The sequence below is a fragment of the Hymenobacter translucens genome, from assembly GCF_020685205.1.
GTDB lineage: Bacteria > Bacteroidota > Bacteroidia > Cytophagales > Hymenobacteraceae > Hymenobacter > Hymenobacter translucens.
Map to the genome: position 1 here is coordinate 378,583 of NZ_JAJERB010000003.1, position 15,563 is coordinate 394,145.

The window sequence follows — 15,563 nt, forward strand, 5'->3', positions numbered from 1 at the left end:
CGTGGCCTGTATGAGAAGCGTGCTGATGCGCTACGCTTCTTCGGGTGAGACAACGCCCCCTGCGGCATTCGCACATCAAACCAGCCCTGGCAAGCCCCGACGTATGCGTACATCGGGGCTTGTTGCTTACAGAAACCGGTCCTGGCGCAACAAGCAAAGAGCTGCCAAGCACCTTGACTAAGGTCGGCGCACTCCGAACATTCACCTCACAAGTGCACGGCCTGATAAGCCGCATCCCGCCGGAACCAGGTGAGCTGGCGCTTGGCGTAATGGCGGGTGTTGCGCTTGAGTAGGCGGATGGTTTCGGGCCAGTCGTACAGGCCGTCGAGGAAGTCAAAGATTTCCTGGTAGCCAACGGTTTGCAGGGCGTTGTGGTGGCGGTACGGCAGCAAAGACTCCACCTCGGCCAGCAGCCCGTCCTTCAGCATCTGGTCTACGCGCCGGTCGATACGCTGGTAGAGCACTTCCCGCTCCCGGGTCAGCACGACCTTTACCACCCTGAACGGGCGCTGCACGGCCGGCTTGGCGGCGTGAAAGCTGGAAAACGGGCGGCCCGTTCCCCGGGTGACTTCCAGGGCCCGCACGATGCGCTGGGGGTTCTGCCGGTCGATGCGGGCGTGGGCAACGGGGTCGAGGCGGCCCAGCTCTTCCACCAAAGCCGGCAGCCCGTGCGCCGCTAATTCCTGCTGTATAGCGACCCGCACGGCCGGGTCGATGGCCGGCATGGCGTCGAACCCTTCGGTGACGGCCTGCAGGTACAGACCCGAGCCGCCGGTGAGAATGACGGTGCGGTGGCGCTGGAAAAGCGTGTCGAGCAACGCCAAACAGTCGGTTTCGAAGCGGCCGGCATTGTACTCCTCGGTAATGGAGTGGGAATTGATGAAATGGTGGGGTATGCCCTGCATTTCATCGGGCGTAGGCTTGGCCGTACCGATGCTCAGCTCCCGGTAGAACTGCCGGGAATCAGCCGACACGATTTCCGTTTTCAGCTCCTGGGCCAGCCGTACGCAGAGCGCGGTTTTGCCCACGGCCGTCGGGCCACCCACCACCAGCAGCGTAGGCTCCGGAGTCTGGCGCAGGGTTTCCAGAATTACTTCCAGCTCAGCAGGCAGCTTCATTCATGTAAGGCTTTGGGGCGTGAGCAGCGTATCGTACAACGCCAGCAGGTGGGCTTCCTCGCGCTGCCAGTTCAACTCCTGCCGGGCCCGGCGGCAGTTTTCGGCCAGCTCCCGGTAGCGGGCCACGTCGTCGCGGAGCAGGCGGTTGAGGGCGTCGGCAATGGCGTCGGGCGTTAGCGCCACCACTTCGGCCACGTCGTATTCGTCGTTGAGCCGGCGGTACTCGGGGAAGTCGACAATCAGCTGCGGTACGCCGGCGTGCAGGTAGTCGAAGAACTTGTTGGCCAGCGAGTAATAGTAGCTCATACCCTGATTTTCGAGCAGCATAATGCCCACCGCCGCGTGCCGGGTTACTTCCCGCAGCTCGGCCGGCAGCACGAAGCCCCGGAACTCCACTTGTCCGCTGCCCAGCAGCCCCAGCGCCTCGGCCCGCGCCCGCAGCTCCGCCGACAGGTCACCGTCCCCGCAGACAACCAGCCGGCCGGCCACCCGGGGCATGGCGTCGAGCAGCGCCTCGAGGCCGCGGCCGGCATTCAGGGCGCCCTGGTACACGATGTAGCCCTCCGGCCGGTCGGGCGCCGGGGGCAGCTTAAGGGGCTCCAGGCGGCTGATGTTGCGCACCACCTCAAACCGCCGACCGTAGCGCAACTCAAACACCTGGGCCAGGGCCGGTCCTACGGTATATGCCAGCTGGGTGCGGGGCACGATAAACCGCTCCACCAGCCGCCACAAGCGCTGCACCCCGGGCCGCGCCACCACCTCGGGCACCTCCGTGAACAGCTCGTGGGCGTCGTACACGAACGGCTGCCCGCCCAGGCGGCTGCGCAGCCACACCGGCAGGGCCGTATCCAGGTCGATGGCGCACCACGCGGCAGCCTGCTGGCCCAGCAGGTAGAAGAGCAGGCGCAGGTTAAACTCCAGGTAAAACAGCTTGCCCTTGCTAAACCAGCAGCGCAGCCGGTGCTGACGGTAGGGCTGGGACGTGAGTGGCCGGGAAGAAGGCCACTCCCGCCCTACCAGCAGCACGTCGTAGCCGTGTGCGGCCAGGCTGCCGCAGATGCGCTGCATCCGCTGGTCGTAGTTCAGGTCGGTGGTTACCGTGAAGAGCAAGGGGCGCATACGGCGGGCCGGCAGGCGGGCAATCGGTATCAATACCGGTCCCAAGCATGCCATCTGGGATATTTTCGACAAATTTAACGAGTAAAAACTGCGCGCGACCTCCTGACCGGCGGCCCGGCGCGCTACCGCTTTCCGCAATGCCCTTATATTCTCTGCCCTCGGCGGCCGCTTCGCCCCCGGCTTCCCCGCCTGCCGAGGACCTTTACCGGACGTTATTCGACGAGGCCTTCGACGCGCTGTTCGTGGCTGATACGCAGGGCAACCTGCTCGACTGCAACCAGACGGCCCTGCGCGTGCTTGGCATCAGCCGGGAGGAGGTGATGGCCGCCGGCCTGGATGCGCTGAGCACCAGCTCCTCTTCCAGCTGGCTGCGGGACGCGGTGCTTTACACGGCCCGCACCGGCCAGCCCACCGCCCACGCCTGGCATGGGCGCTACCCCGACGGTACACCCCAGCCGGGGACGCTGGGTTTGCACCGCCTGGGGTCGGGCGCGGGAGCAAAGGTAGTGTTGACGCTGCGCCCCGACGCGGCCGTGGCGGCGGTAAGCCCGGTTCCGCTGACGGCCACCGACAGCCCCCAGTTTCAGCAGCTGCGCCAGCTGCTGAGCCGCTTCCAGATGGCCTACGTCCGCACCGACCGGGAAGCCAATGTGGTGGAGGTGAACGACACCTATCTGCAACTTTCCGGCTATTCCCGCGAGGAGCTGATCGGCCGCAACTACCTGGATGCCGTGGTCCTGCCCGCAGAGCGGGCCATGCGCCGGCAGGCCTACGCCCGCTGCATGGAAGAAGGCGTGGTGCAGGAGTTCTACGAGCAGATGTTCGTCAACCGGTCCGGGACCACGCACGCCATGTACTGGCACACCCAGCTGGTGCGCAGCCCCAAGGGAGAGGTGATCGGGCTCGAGGCAGTAGGCCGCGACCGGACCGAACGGGACCAGACGGCCCGGGCGCTGACCGACAACCGCAACCGCCTCCAGGACTTTCTCGACAATGCCCACGACCTGATTCAGAACCTGAGCATCGACCACCACTTCCTGTTCGTGAACAAGGCGTGGAAAGAGAAGCTCGGGTACACCGACGAGGAGCTGCCCAACATGACGCTCAGCGACGTGGTGCACCCCTACTACAAGGCCAAGCTGCTGTACCAGCTCCGCAACCTGTACAAGGGCGAGAAGGTGAACAAGCTGGAAACGGTATTCCTGACCAAAACCGGGAAGCCGGTTCACCTGATCGGGTCCATCACCTGCACCTGGCAGGGCGACGAGCCAATTAGCACCCGCGCCATTCTGCACGACATCACCGACCGCATCAAGGCCGAGCGCCTGCAGAAGGTATACTACAGCATTGCCAACCTGGCTATCAGCTCCAAAGACCTGTCCTCGCTCTACGGGGCCATTCACCGGGAGCTGAGCAAGATCATTGAAACCAACAACATCTACATCGCCCTCTGCGACGAGGCCCGCACCCAGCTCAACTTCTCGTACTTCGTCGACCAGAACATGCAGGGCGGGCACGGCTCGGTGGCCCGGCCCTTCTCGACGGGTGTGTCGGAGTACATTATCCGGACCGGCCGGCCCCTGTTTCTGCTCAAGCACGAGCTTCAGGCCCTGATCAACGCGGGCACGATTGCGGCCTACGGGCAGATGCCGGAGGTGATGCTGTGCTCGCCCCTGAGCATCGGGGAGCGGATTATCGGCGTGATTGCCGTGCAGGACTACCACAAAGCCGACGCCTACGCCCCGGCCGACATCGAGATTCTGCACTTCATCTCGAACCAGGTAGCCCTGGCCATTGAGCGCAAGCGCAACGAGGTACAGATCAACAAGCAGAACGCCCGCCTGAACGCCATCTTTGAAAGCGGGTCCCACCTGATGTGGTCCGTGGACACGGGCTCCCACCTGACTTCGTTTAACCGCAACTACGCCGCCTACTTCCTGCGCCGCAACGGCGTGTACCCGGTCCTGAACGTAAACCTCTGGCAGGCCGACCTGAGCATGATGGAGGACGAGTCGCGGGAGCTGTTCGTCGACAACTACCGGCGGGCATTTCTGGGTCAGCCCCAGCGGTTTGAGGTGCGCCTGCGCGACGCCCGGGGCCAGGACACCTGGCGGGAAATCTACCTCAACCCCATCTACCTCGACGATGGCACGTTCGAGGAAATTTCCGGCATTGCCCACGACATCACCGAAAAGAAACGGTCCCAGCTCGAGCTGGCCGCCCAGGAAGAGAAGTTCCGCGCCATCTTCGAGTCGTTCCAGGACATCTACTACCGCACCGACGACCAGGGCCTGCTTACCATTCTGAGCCCCTCGGTGGAGCAGGTGCTGGGCTACAAGCCCGAGGAAGTGCTGGGCACCCCGATTCTGGACTACTACGTGAACCCCGCAGACCGGGGCCGCCTGCTGGAAGAAGTAAAGCGGCACGGAGCACTGCGCAACTTCGAAACCGCCATCCGTCACAAGGACGGGTATCCGGTAAGCGTGCTGATCAACGCCCGGGCCGTGTCGGGAGAGCTGAGCGGCACCGAAGGCATTGCCCGCGACATTACCGAGCTCAAGCAGATTCAGGACGACCTGCACCGGGCCAAGGACGAGGCCGAAAGCGCGCTGGAAGCTAAAACCCAGTTTCTGGCCAACATGAGCCACGAGCTGCGTACGCCCATGAACGGCATCATCGGCATGATTGACCTGCTGCACCAGACGGTGGCCTCGGAAGAGCAGGAAGACTACGTGGATACGCTGCGCAAGTCGTCGGACGCGCTGCTGGCCATTCTCAACGATATCCTGGATCTGTCGAAGATTCAGGCCGGCAAGCTCGACCTCAACGAAACCGGCATCGACCTGCACTACACGCTGGAGAAGATTCACTCCCTGTTTGCCAACCGGGCCCACCAGAAAAACCTGGACTTCACGTTTGAAATCACGCCCCACACGCCCCGCTTCATTCTGGCCGACGAAACCCGCCTGCTGCAGGTGCTGTCGAACCTGACGTCCAACGCCATCAAGTTCACCCTGCAGGGCACGGTCAGCATCCTGGTATCATCGGTGAGCACCGACGGGCAGGAGCACACCCTGCGCTTCGCGGTGCGGGACTCCGGCATCGGCATCTCCGGCGACAACGCCAAGCTGCTGTTCACCAACTTCACCCAGCTGGACAACACGCCCACCAAGTCATTTGGCGGCACCGGGCTGGGCCTGGCCATCAGCAAGCAGCTGGCCGAGCTGATGGGCGGTGAAATCGGCGTTTTGTCGGAGGAAGGCAGCGGTAGTACGTTCTGGTTTACCATCCGCTGCCGGGTGGCTACCAACGAGGCCGAAATCATGCGGGTGCGCCAGGCGGCCCGGGAGCGGGGCCCCGAGATGGTGCGCTTCGCGGTGGCCCCGCGGGTGCTGCTCGTCGACGACAACCCCATCAACCAGAAAGTCGCCTTCCGCCTGCTCGAAAAGCTGGGCTGCCAGACCGACGTGGCCAACGACGGATTCGAGGCCATCAGCCGGGTAACGGCCCCCAACGCCCACTACGACGTGGTATTCATGGACATTCAGATGCCGGAGATGGACGGGGTAACGGCCATGCTGGAAATCCGGCAGCGCCTGGGCGCCAGTTGCCCGCCCATCGTGGCCATGACGGCCTACTCGATGAAGGAGGACGCCGAGCGGTTTGTGCAGCAGGGCATGGATGGGTACGTGGCCAAACCGGTTAAAACCCAGGATCTGTACACCGTGCTGCACCGCTGGGCGGTGGGCCATCCCGCTGCCTCCGAAGCTCCGGCGTTAGCGGCACCGGCTGAGCCGGACGTGGCGGCCCTCGACGGGGAAGTGCTAGAACAGCTGCGGCAGCTGGGGGGCGAGGAATTTGCCTTTCAGCTGTACCAGGATTTCGAGCAGGAAGCCGGCGACCTGCTGCTGGAGGCCGCAACCCTGGTGGCCGCCGGGCAGTACGACCAGATTTTGCCACATTTGCATCAACTCAAGGGTACGGGCTTTACCTTGGGCCTTAACGCGCTGGCTGAGTGCGCCAAATCGATGGAGCACGACCTGCGGCAGGGAAATTCCCAGCGTACAAAGCAGGATTTTGAAGCCCTGCGTCGTTTCTTTGTACAATTCACTACTGCTTACCCGGCGCTGACCGCGCCCCGCTCCTGAGCTTACCCTCCTAACCCTCCTTTACAAATTTCCTCTCATGGCTGATTCCAAAACGATCCTGATTGCAGAAGACAGCTCAGTTATTCTGAATCTGACCAAGAAAATTCTGGAGCTCCAGCAATACCGCATCGTATCGGCCAAAAACGGTGGCGAGGTCCTTAAGCAGGTTGAAAGTCAGCAGATCGACTGCGTACTCATGGACATCAACATTCCCGTGAAGAACGGCATGGAGTGCAGCCGTGAAATCCGCAGCCACGCCGACCCCCGCATTGCCCAGGTGCCCATCATTGCCATTACCGGCAACGCCAATAACTACTCCATGGAGCAGTTCCGCGAGGCCGGCATCACCGACTACCTGCCCAAGCCCCTCGACTTCGACGCCCTGGTGCGCATGGTCAAGCAGCACGCGGGGTAGGAAATGAATTAACAATTAAGAATTAGTAATTAAGAATTGGGTCTTGTTGTCCGGTTCCGGCTTTTTGGCCGACAATTATTAATTCTTAATTACTAATTCTTAATTCAAACGAAGTGCAAGTTACTTTCCTCGGTACGGGAACGTCGCAGGGGGTGCCCGTGATTGGGTGCCACTGCACCGTGTGCCGCTCGCTCGACTACCGCGACAAGCGGCTGCGGGTGTCGGTGCATGTGCAGGTGCAGGGAAAAAGCCTGATTATCGACTCGGGGCCCGACTTCCGCCAGCAGGTGCTGCGCGAGCGGATCGACCACCTCGATGCTCTGGTGTTCACCCACGAGCACAAGGACCACACCGCCGGCATGGACGACATCCGGGCCTACAACTTCAAGCAACAGCAGGACATGCCGGTGTACGCCGAGCCCCGGGTGCTGGACCAGCTGCGCCGGGAGTACGCCTACATCTTTGCCGACAAGAAGTACCCCGGCGTACCCCAGGTACAGACCATTCCGATCCTGAGCGACACGGAAAGCTTTCTGGTGGAAGGGGTGCCCTTCCAGCCCATCCGGGCCCTACACTACAAGCTGCCGGTGCTGGGCTTCCGCATCGGCGGGTTTGCCTACGTGACCGACGCCAACTACCTGGCCCCCGAGGCGATGGAGCAGCTGCGCGGCGCCGACGTGATTGTGCTGAATGCCCTGCGGGTGGAAAAGCACATTTCCCACTTCTCCCTGCCCGAAGCCGTGGAAATCCTGACCGAGCTGGCACCGCGCCGGGCCTACCTCACCCACATCAGCCACCTGCTGGGCCGGCACCGCGACGTGGAAGCCACCCTGCCCGAATTCATTCGCCTGGCCTACGACGGGCTGCGGCTGAGTGTGGAGTAAGCGCCCTTATTGCGCCGGCTTGGATACCCGCAACGACACCGTATAATCATGCTTGGCGGGATATCCGCCCCGGGGTGGGGTCCGATCCAGGTTCCAGCGGGTGTAGGTGAGCAGGTAGCGGCGGCCGTTGGCTTGCACGCTGGTCGTATCAAGAAAAGCCGGGGTAAAGACTGCCGGCCGATTGGCCGGAAGCTTCACCTGCTGCGACTGGCCCTGCTGGTCGGTTATCCGGAGCGTGGGCCAGGCCGCCGTGCTTACGATGCACCGCGCTTCTTCAGGGCAGTAGCTCGTGTACAGCTCCTCTACCTGTACCGTCAGCTCGGGGCCGGCCGCGGCGGGTAGCATAGCCTGCTGCCGGTAGTACAGGGCAAACTCCTGGTCGAATACGGCGGTACTATCCCCGTGTTCCACGTTGGGGGCCACCGCTGATTTCTGACAAGCTCCCAGGCCGAGCAGGGCAACTAAAGCGAGAGTAGATACTTTCATCGGATACAGGCGAAAAGGTAGTTGCCGAGCGCCTTCTCCGGCCGCCACTGTTTAGTCGAGCCCCAGGCTGGGTGAATAGTTGCACTCATCCAGGGTTATTCTTACGCACGGCACCGGATACACTCACTGCCAGACGGTTCGGTCCTTCGCCTTCCCGCTGCCGGGCCAGGCCATAAGCTGCGGCCCGTACCAGGTCTCCAATGTACGGGCCCGCAGCCCTTCCTTACACAAACTCATCAGCCTGAGTGCAGATGAGGGGATGGCAACCCTGCCGTATCTTCAGCCCCGCCGGGCGCAAGCCGGCCTTACCCTCCTATGCACAACAACTACTACTTCCTGCGGCAGCTGGCCGGGGCCCTTACCCACGAGCTGGCGGGCTTCCGGGTAGCCACGTGCTTTTCGCAGGAAAAGGATGAGCTGGTCATCGGCCTCACCAACGGCGCGGCGGAATTCTGGCTGAAGGCCCAGCTGTCGGCGGGCTTTACCGCGCTGGCCTTGCCGGAGTCGTTTAACCGGGCCCGAACTAACTCAGTGGATCTGCTGCCGGGGCTGCTCGGACTGGCGTTCCACCGGGCCACGACTTTCCCTCACGACCGGGTGCTGGCGCTGGAGTTTGCCGGGGGCGCCTCCCTCCTGCTCAAGCTCTACGGCCCCCGTCCCAACGCTGTTTTCCGGCCCTCGCCCGATGCCCCGGCCGAGCTGTTTCACCAGCGCTACACGGCCGATGCCGATCTGGCCCCGGCCCCCGAGCCCCAGCCCGACCCGAACAACCCGCTCAAAAGCTACCCCGCCCTGGGCGACGTGCCGCCCCGCTTTCTGCGCACCCAGCGCGGCTACGACCAGGCTGATGCCGCTACCCGCCGGCAACTGGTAGAGCAGGTGGTAGCCGAACTGGAAAGCCCGGCCCACTTCTATATCACCAGTAGCGACGGCAAAACCCGGCTTACCCTGCTGCCGGTAGGCGAGGTAGAGCAGACGCTGCCGCCCGAGCCCCTGATGGCGCTGCGCACCTTCCTGCCCCTGGCGCTCAGCCGCCGGGCCCTGGAAAACGAGCTGCGCCAGGTGCGGGCCCTGCTGGAAAAGCGGGCCGAGGAAGCCAGTACCAGCGCCAGCCTGGCCCGCACCCGCCTGCACGCCCTCGAGCACACCGCCGGCCACCGCCAGACGGCCGACCTGATTATGGCGAACCTGACCACTATTCCGCCCCGGGCTACGGAAGTAGAGGTATTCGACTTCTACCAGGACAAGCAGCGGATCATCAAGCTCAAGGCTACCGAAACGCCCCAGCTCACGGCCCAGAACCTGTACCGCAAGGCCAAAAACCAGAAGATTGAAACCGGGCAGCTGCAGGAGCGGGTCGAGCGGCGCGAAGCGGAGGCGTTGTGGTGCCTCGAACGGCTGGAGGAGCTCGACGCCGTTACGGACCTGCGGGCCCTGCGCACCTGGCGCAAAACCCACGGCCTGCAGCCCGAAACCAAGGCCAAAGCCGCTACCGAGCTGCCCTTCAAGGTGTTTGAGGATGCGGGCTTTACGATTCTGGTGGGCCGCAATGCCCAAAACAACGACTTGCTTACCCAGCGCTACGCCCATAAAGAGGACCTCTGGCTGCATGCCAAAGACGTGACCGGCTCCCACGTCGTTATCCGGCACAAGTCGGGGCAGACGGTGCCGGAGCCGGTGGTGGAGCACGCCGCCCAGCTGGCGGCCTGGTACTCGCGCCGGCAGAACGACTCGCTTTGCCCGGTTACGGTTACGCCCAAGAAGTTTGTACGCAAGCCCAAGGGCGCGGTGCCGGGCTCGGTAGTGGTGGAGCGGGAGCGGGTGGTGCTGGTCGTGCCCGCTAACCCCTTTGAGCGGGCCGGACAGTAGACCTAGGCTCGTTGTTAGTTGTTAGTTGTCAGAACGATACGAACAACGGACAACTAGCAACCGACAACTAAAAACTGATTCCCCAAAAACAACAAGGCCGCTCCGGGAAACCAGAGCGGCCTTGTTGGGCTGTGCGCGCGGGGAGATTCGAACTCCCACACCCGGAGGGCACCACCCCCTCAAGATGGCGTGTCTACCAGTTTCACCACGTGCGCAGTTATTCGGGTAAGCGTCGAAAGCCAGGCTTTCGGCTTTGCTGAGGCGGCAAAGCGAGGGCAAAAGTAAGGAGCAAATCCCAGTCCCGCAAGAATAGCCCCTATTTTTTGCCGAAGCTCGACGGGCCGCGGCAAGCGGGCACTGGAAATGAGCAGGTTCGGCACCGGCTGCGCCCGTGCATGCCCGGCCCGTGCCGAATGGCCGCCCCCGGCATCCTATTTCTCAGTCCCGGTTCCGACGGTTCAGCTCCGGCTGAAGAGCGGTTCAGCAACAGGATGGGCAAGCTCCGGTATTCTGGCTTCCGTAACCTCAACCGTAATTCCCGTAAAAGGCCTGATTAACTGCCGGTTCCCTTCGCCGGCCCTTTCTGTACTGAGCTTCCGCCCCTACTCCTATGTCGACAAAAACCCTTGCCCCGCCCATCCTGCCGGCCCCAGCAGCCCCCAAAGAGTCAGCGGAGTTTTTTCCCCGGCTGGCCCAGCTGATTACCAGGCTGTCCGGTACGTCCATGGCGTTTGGCCTGGCCCTGGGCGTCGTGCTGGCCTGGGCCGTCAGCGGACCCTTTTTCGGGTATTCCGAAACCTGGCAGCTGGTCATCAACACGGGCACCACCATTATCACGTTTCTGATGGTATTCCTGATTCAGCGGGCTCAGAACAAGGATTCCCTGGTGCTGCACCTCAAGCTCAACGAGCTGGTGGCCGCCACCAAAGGCTCCAGCAACCGCCTTATCAACGCCCAGGACCTGACCGAGCAGGAAATCAATATTCTGCACCAGTACTACTGCCTGCTGGCTGAAAAAGCCAAGCTGGATGATGACCTGGGCCAGACCCACACCGTGGACGAGGCCGAGGAAAACCGCCAGGAAAAGCTGGGCCAACGCCGTCACTAGCAGTTGCTGGTTGTCAGTTATCAGTTGTCAGAACGATCCGGACAACTGACAACCAGCAACTGACAACTAAAACGTACCACAAGAAAAAGGCTGCCTCCCCTGGAAAGCAGCCTTTTTTCGTCGGTGCGGAAGGTCCGGCCTACGAGCGGGCCAGGGGCGTATCCACCACGTGCTCCGACACAAACCAGGCCTGCAGCTCATTGGTGCGGATCAGCTGGCTTACGATGAGGTCGTTGGTGCCGTCGTCGCCGGCGTCATCCGACTTCTTGGCGTACTCGTGGCACTCCTTAAGGATAATCTCGTGGGCTTCGAGCAGGCGCGACACCTGTACGGGCGCTTCTTCCCGGTCGCGGGGGGCGCGGGGAATGGCGGTGTTTTCGGCCACGTCGGGGGCCATGGCGTAGCTTACGCCGCCCAGCAGCTGAATCCGCTCCGCAATGGCGTCGACCAGCACGTTCTGCTCCTCGTAGTGCTTGTCGTAGAGCAGGTGGAGCTGATAGAAGGTGGGGCCCACAACCTGCCAGTGGTGCTTTTTGTAGAGGTCGCGCAGCGTGATGGTATCCACGAGCAGCTGGTTGAGCATGTCCACGCTCTGCTGCCGCACCTTGGCGTCGAGTCCCACGGGCATGCGGGGCGTCACGATGCCGAAGCGCTGCAGCATATCAGCGCGCTGGTTGAGGATGGGCTGCTCGACGTTGCCGGGCTGCACCGCGGCCTGACCGTTGCTGCTGGCGGCGCCTTTGCCGGCGGCCTTGGAAGAAGATGCTTTCTTGGTGGTTTCTTTGGTTGCCATGCGTAGGGTAGCTTGTAACGAAAAAGCAGACAGCAACTGCGGCTGCCAGTGCTTCTCTCTACGAACGTTCCGGGCCGGGGTTGGCCGCCCGCCGGGCCATTTTCCCCGGCTGGCGGTTTTATCCGTAGCCCATCATACCGCTTTGCTTTCCTCGGCATCCGTTTCTCCTATGCATTCCCATCCCCACGCCCACCCTCATCCTGAACAGCACCTGACCAGCTCGGCCATGCTCCAGAACATTGTCATCGGGCTTTCCGACGGCCTCACCGTACCCTTTGCCCTGGCCGCCGGTCTGAGCGGGGCCGTGCAGTCGTCGGGGCTGGTGATTACGGCGGGGCTGGCCGAAATCGTGGCGGGCTCCATTGCCATGGGACTGGGCGGCTACCTGGCCGGCCGCACCGAGGTCGACCACTACGAGGCCGAGCTGGCCCGCGAGTACCGGGAGGTGCGCGAGGTGCCCGAAGTGGAGCGGGACGAGGTGCGCGACCTGCTGGCCGAAATCGGGTTGTCGGAAGCCACCCGGGAGCTGGCCGTGCAGGAGCTGACCGCCTCCCCCGAGCAGTGGGTGCGGTTTATGATGAAGTACGAGCTGGGCCTGGAAAAACCCGACCCCCGGCAGGCGTGGAAAAGCGCCGCCACCATCAGCATTGCCTACGCCGTGGGCGGCCTGATTCCGCTGAGCGCCTATTTCGTGACCGACACGCCCACCGAGGGCCTGCTTTGGTCGGCCGTCATCACCCTGCTGTGCCTGCTGGTATTCGGCTACCTGAAAAGCCGCATGACCGGCCAGCCCCCGGTAACCGGCGCCCTCAAGATGGCCGGGGTGGGCGCCCTGGCCGCCGGCGCCGCGTACTTCGTAGCCCAGTGGATCGGAGGGTGATAGGCTGACCGGGAAAATGGCTGTTGCGTTGAACCGGGCAACGCCCAACAGTCGTTCTCCCTTCCTCTACCCATCTCCAATCAACCTGTACGTCCCCATTCGCCTATTCCAACACGTTCTCTCATCAGCCCAGTAACCCATGCCCTTTCCTTTCTTTGGCGACGACAAATCGAAAATTGCGCAGATGCTGGCCACGCTTCCCCAGACCGGACGGGTGGAGTGGATTGGCATCCGCCCGGCCCGGCGGGAGCCTCTGCAAAGCCTGATTGAGGTGGACGTGCTGACCGACGCCCGCCTCGAAGGCGACCATGCCCGCGTCAAGAGCGGGGGCAAGCGGCAGGTGACGCTGCTGCAGCACGAGCACCTGGCCGCGGTAGCGGGCTTTCTGGGCCAGAACGGGTCCGTGGACCCCGGCCGCCTGCGCCGCAACCTGGTCGTGAGCGGGCTGAACCTGCTGGCTTTGAAAAACCGCCGGGTGCAGCTGGGCGACGAGGTAATCCTGGAAATCACCGGGGAATGCCACCCCTGCTCCCGGATGGAGGAAGAGCTGGGCCCCGGCGGCTACAACGCCATGCGGGGCCACGGGGGCCTTACTGCCCGCATCGTGCAGGGCGGCCGGCTGCGGGTCGGCGACGTAGTAAGGATGGTAGAGCCGGCCGCCTGACGCCTGCCCGATCCATACCGGGGCCGTTGGTTCGGCCGCGGGGACGGCACCCTAACAAAAAAGGTCCTGCCAGCCGGCAGGACCTTTTTTGTTTAGCGGGACTCAACCCGGAATCAGTGCCGGATCTGAATCCGCTGGGTAGCCACTTTGCCTTCCTGCAGCGTGCGGAGCATGTACAGGCCCTCGGGCAGCGACGCTACGTTCAGACGACCACCCTGAGCCTGCTGCTGGGTGAGCACGACGCGCCCGGCCTGGTTGATAAGCTCAACCTGCTGCACGTCCGCGGGCAGGGTCAGGAAGTCGACGGCCGGGTTGGGGAAGGCCAGCTTGGTAGTGGGCTTTGGCTGGCCCGGGGCACGGTACATCACGCACTGGTTACCATACTCATCCGCGCTGACCACCGTAAAGCTGCTATAGCTTTCCCCGCTGGCGCAGCCGGAACCGTAGCTGATGATGCAGGTGACGTTCACGTTGCGCAGCCGGTTGGGGTAGGTGGAAATCGGCACGAAGGACATAGTCGGCCCGCTCTCGGTGTAGCCGGTCACCTCATTGCCATTGGTTACGTCGAAGCCGCTTACCACCCAGGCGTAGCCCGTAGCCCCGGTCGTCTGAGCGGCCGGCACCGTGAAGCTGAAGCGCTGGGAGTAGCAGTAGTCGTCGTAGTCGTTCTGACTGGGAGAGCCGGGAGGATAGGCAATGGGTCCGAGTTCGGAAGCAAACTCCAGCTGACCGCCGAGGCCGCTGCCCGCCGGGCAGGGAGGAGCCGGACAGGCCGAAACCGACGTGGACGTCGTATAGGTAGAGCCGTCGGGCAGGATAACCGTCAGCTCGTAGCTAGTCGTGGTGGTCGGGGCTACGGTGGCCGGCAGGCTGGTGGAAATCACGGTCGAGGTGCCCCGCACCCGCCATTCGTAGGTGGCGCCGGGAATCGGGCAGCCTTCCCCAATCTCTACGGCCTGCATCGAGCAAACCACCTTGGGGCCGGCCGTCGGAATGCGGAACAGCTCAACGTTATCGACGAAGACGTAGGTGTTGGGAACGTCGGGGTTGCGGCCGGGCAGGGGAAAGTAGTCCGGGCTGTCGGGGTTGAAGAAGCCCAGGGTAAGCGTGTTTTCGCCGCTCACGGTGAACTGACCCGACACCCGGTGCCAGGAATCCACGTAGCTCTGGTCGACGGGCTGGGTGCTGAGCACCCCAACGAAGGTCAGCGGCAGAAAGTCCCGCATGCCGTCGTTGGCACCCGGCAGCCGCCCGTTGGACAGCTGAAATCCAAAGCCGCTGTTAAAGCCGCAGTTGGAGGCCGCCGCGTTGCGGGTCAGCTCTACCTGAAACTGCCCGTAGTACCGGCCGGGAGTCAGGCTTACCGGCGCCTCCACGTACTCGGCTACCCGGTCGCGCCAGTTGCCGCCGGCGTCTACGTACTCCATCCGGGCTCCCAGGCCTACGCTGCCCTGCCCGGCAAACGGCACGAAAGGCCCGTAGATAGCCGTAGCCGGCCGGATGTCGGCCGTGGTACCGTTGTTGGCGTAGAAGTCGGGAGTGCCGGCGGTGGGCGAAATCCAGTTTTGCAGCTGGGAGGGGATGGGGTCGTTGGGCACCCCCGCGCCCGGGGAGCCGCCACCCACGTTGTTGATGCGGGTAGGGGCCTGCCCCTGGGCCTCAAAGTCGCCGTTGGGGGCCAGGTCACAGGGGCCGTTGCGCAGGGCGGAAACCGCCGACGGAGCTACCGGGGCCGCTACCCGGGCATGCTCCCGCGCCATCTGGTCCCATTGTTTCTGAAAGACCAGCGCGTCTTGCTGCGCAAACACCCGGCCGGGCAGCAGCAGCGCCCCAAAAACCAGGAGCGGAAGAATTCTTTGGCGTAAAGTGGACATACGGTGAAAGGGTTAGGTGAACGATGAGCCAAGGTTCACCGTTCGCCTACCCCAGCCAAGGACAACACCCCCCTTCGCGTGACATGGATTTTGCGGTCATCGGATGGGCCTCCGGCGCCCCGTCCCGGCCTCCGGTCCTACTGCCCGACAATCCCTCCGGCCGGCAGCCTCCCGCCCGGCTGCAGTGTGACTTCTGCCGGCATAC

Annotated in this window: 12 protein-coding genes and 1 tRNA gene; 7 read left to right on the forward strand and 6 right to left on the reverse strand. The window is 63.4% G+C overall.

The window, feature by feature from the left end; all coding sequences use genetic code 11:
- Positions 1-206: 206 nt before the first annotated feature.
- A complete protein-coding gene (miaA, locus tag LJY25_RS08840) occupies positions 207-1,118 on the reverse strand; it encodes a tRNA (adenosine(37)-N6)-dimethylallyltransferase MiaA (RefSeq protein ID WP_227607959.1) in 912 nt (303 codons plus the stop codon).
- Positions 1,119-2,237, reverse strand: a complete 1,119-nt coding sequence (locus LJY25_RS08845) for a glycosyltransferase (RefSeq protein WP_227607960.1) — start codon at positions 2,235-2,237, stop codon at positions 1,119-1,121.
- 137 nt (positions 2,238-2,374) lie between these two features.
- Between LJY25_RS08845 and LJY25_RS08850 the strand changes: the two genes are divergently transcribed.
- The 3 genes from LJY25_RS08850 (at position 2,375) to LJY25_RS08860 (ending at position 7,684) form a co-directional block, all read left to right on the forward strand.
- A complete protein-coding gene (locus LJY25_RS08850; protein ID WP_227607961.1) occupies positions 2,375-6,385 on the forward strand; it encodes a PAS domain S-box protein in 4,011 nt (1,336 codons plus the stop codon).
- Between the two features lie 37 nt (positions 6,386-6,422).
- On the forward strand, positions 6,423-6,800 hold the full coding sequence (locus tag LJY25_RS08855; RefSeq protein WP_227607962.1) for a response regulator: 378 nt from the start codon (positions 6,423-6,425) through the stop codon (positions 6,798-6,800).
- Between the two features lie 113 nt (positions 6,801-6,913).
- Positions 6,914-7,684, forward strand: coding sequence for an MBL fold metallo-hydrolase (locus LJY25_RS08860; protein ID WP_227607963.1), 771 nt, complete (start codon positions 6,914-6,916; stop codon positions 7,682-7,684).
- Between the two features lie 6 nt (positions 7,685-7,690).
- Here LJY25_RS08860 and LJY25_RS08865 read toward each other — a convergent pair whose 3' ends face one another.
- Positions 7,691-8,170 carry a hypothetical protein gene (locus LJY25_RS08865; protein ID WP_227607964.1) on the reverse strand — a complete coding sequence of 160 codons (480 nt, stop codon included), beginning with the start codon at positions 8,168-8,170 and terminating at the stop codon, positions 7,691-7,693.
- Between the two features lie 315 nt (positions 8,171-8,485).
- On the opposite strand from LJY25_RS08865, the gene LJY25_RS08870 reads away from it, so the two are divergent.
- A complete protein-coding gene (locus tag LJY25_RS08870) occupies positions 8,486-10,039 on the forward strand; it encodes an NFACT RNA binding domain-containing protein (protein ID WP_227607965.1) in 1,554 nt (517 codons plus the stop codon).
- 132 nt (positions 10,040-10,171) lie between these two features.
- Here LJY25_RS08870 and LJY25_RS08875 read toward each other — a convergent pair.
- Positions 10,172-10,254 (reverse strand) — tRNA-Leu (locus LJY25_RS08875).
- A gap of 395 nt (positions 10,255-10,649) precedes the next feature.
- Here LJY25_RS08875 and LJY25_RS08880 point away from each other — a divergent pair.
- On the forward strand, positions 10,650-11,147 hold the full coding sequence (locus tag LJY25_RS08880; protein WP_227607966.1) for a low affinity iron permease family protein: 498 nt from the start codon (positions 10,650-10,652) through the stop codon (positions 11,145-11,147).
- A gap of 139 nt (positions 11,148-11,286) precedes the next feature.
- Here LJY25_RS08880 and LJY25_RS08885 read toward each other — a convergent pair whose 3' ends face one another.
- Positions 11,287-11,940, reverse strand: coding sequence for a Dps family protein (locus LJY25_RS08885; protein ID WP_227607967.1), 654 nt, complete (start codon positions 11,938-11,940; stop codon positions 11,287-11,289).
- A gap of 169 nt (positions 11,941-12,109) precedes the next feature.
- Here LJY25_RS08885 and LJY25_RS08890 point away from each other — a divergent pair, with 169 nt between their 5' ends.
- Positions 12,110-12,820: a VIT1/CCC1 transporter family protein gene (locus LJY25_RS08890; protein WP_227607968.1), complete on the forward strand. Its 711-nt coding sequence runs from the start codon at positions 12,110-12,112 to the stop codon at positions 12,818-12,820.
- Positions 12,821-12,959: 139 nt separating this feature from the next.
- Positions 12,960-13,484 carry an MOSC domain-containing protein gene (locus LJY25_RS08895; protein WP_227607969.1) on the forward strand — a complete coding sequence of 175 codons (525 nt, stop codon included), beginning with the start codon at positions 12,960-12,962 and terminating at the stop codon, positions 13,482-13,484.
- Between the two features lie 113 nt (positions 13,485-13,597).
- Here LJY25_RS08895 and LJY25_RS08900 read toward each other — a convergent pair whose 3' ends face one another.
- Positions 13,598-15,358, reverse strand: coding sequence for a T9SS type A sorting domain-containing protein (locus LJY25_RS08900; protein ID WP_227607970.1), 1,761 nt, complete (start codon positions 15,356-15,358; stop codon positions 13,598-13,600).
- Positions 15,359-15,563 lie beyond the last annotated feature (205 nt).

Excerpts from the sequence above, each read along its gene's own strand:
- miaA (WP_227607959.1), bottom strand. The coding sequence starts at position 1,118 with ATGAAGCTGCCTGCTGAGCTGGAAGTAATTCTGGAAACCCTGCGCCAG.
- LJY25_RS08845 (WP_227607960.1), bottom strand. The coding sequence starts at position 2,237 with ATGCGCCCCTTGCTCTTCACGGTAACCACCGACCTGAACTACGACCAG.
- LJY25_RS08850 (WP_227607961.1), top strand. The coding sequence starts at position 2,375 with ATGCCCTTATATTCTCTGCCCTCGGCGGCCGCTTCGCCCCCGGCTTCC.
- LJY25_RS08855 (WP_227607962.1), top strand. The coding sequence starts at position 6,423 with ATGGCTGATTCCAAAACGATCCTGATTGCAGAAGACAGCTCAGTTATT.
- LJY25_RS08865 (WP_227607964.1), bottom strand. The coding sequence starts at position 8,170 with ATGAAAGTATCTACTCTCGCTTTAGTTGCCCTGCTCGGCCTGGGAGCT.
- LJY25_RS08870 (WP_227607965.1), top strand. The coding sequence starts at position 8,486 with ATGCACAACAACTACTACTTCCTGCGGCAGCTGGCCGGGGCCCTTACC.
- LJY25_RS08880 (WP_227607966.1), top strand. The coding sequence starts at position 10,650 with ATGTCGACAAAAACCCTTGCCCCGCCCATCCTGCCGGCCCCAGCAGCC.
- LJY25_RS08885 (WP_227607967.1), bottom strand. The coding sequence starts at position 11,940 with ATGGCAACCAAAGAAACCACCAAGAAAGCATCTTCTTCCAAGGCCGCC.
- LJY25_RS08890 (WP_227607968.1), top strand. The coding sequence starts at position 12,110 with ATGCATTCCCATCCCCACGCCCACCCTCATCCTGAACAGCACCTGACC.
- LJY25_RS08895 (WP_227607969.1), top strand. The coding sequence starts at position 12,960 with ATGCCCTTTCCTTTCTTTGGCGACGACAAATCGAAAATTGCGCAGATG.
- LJY25_RS08900 (WP_227607970.1), bottom strand. The coding sequence starts at position 15,358 with ATGTCCACTTTACGCCAAAGAATTCTTCCGCTCCTGGTTTTTGGGGCG.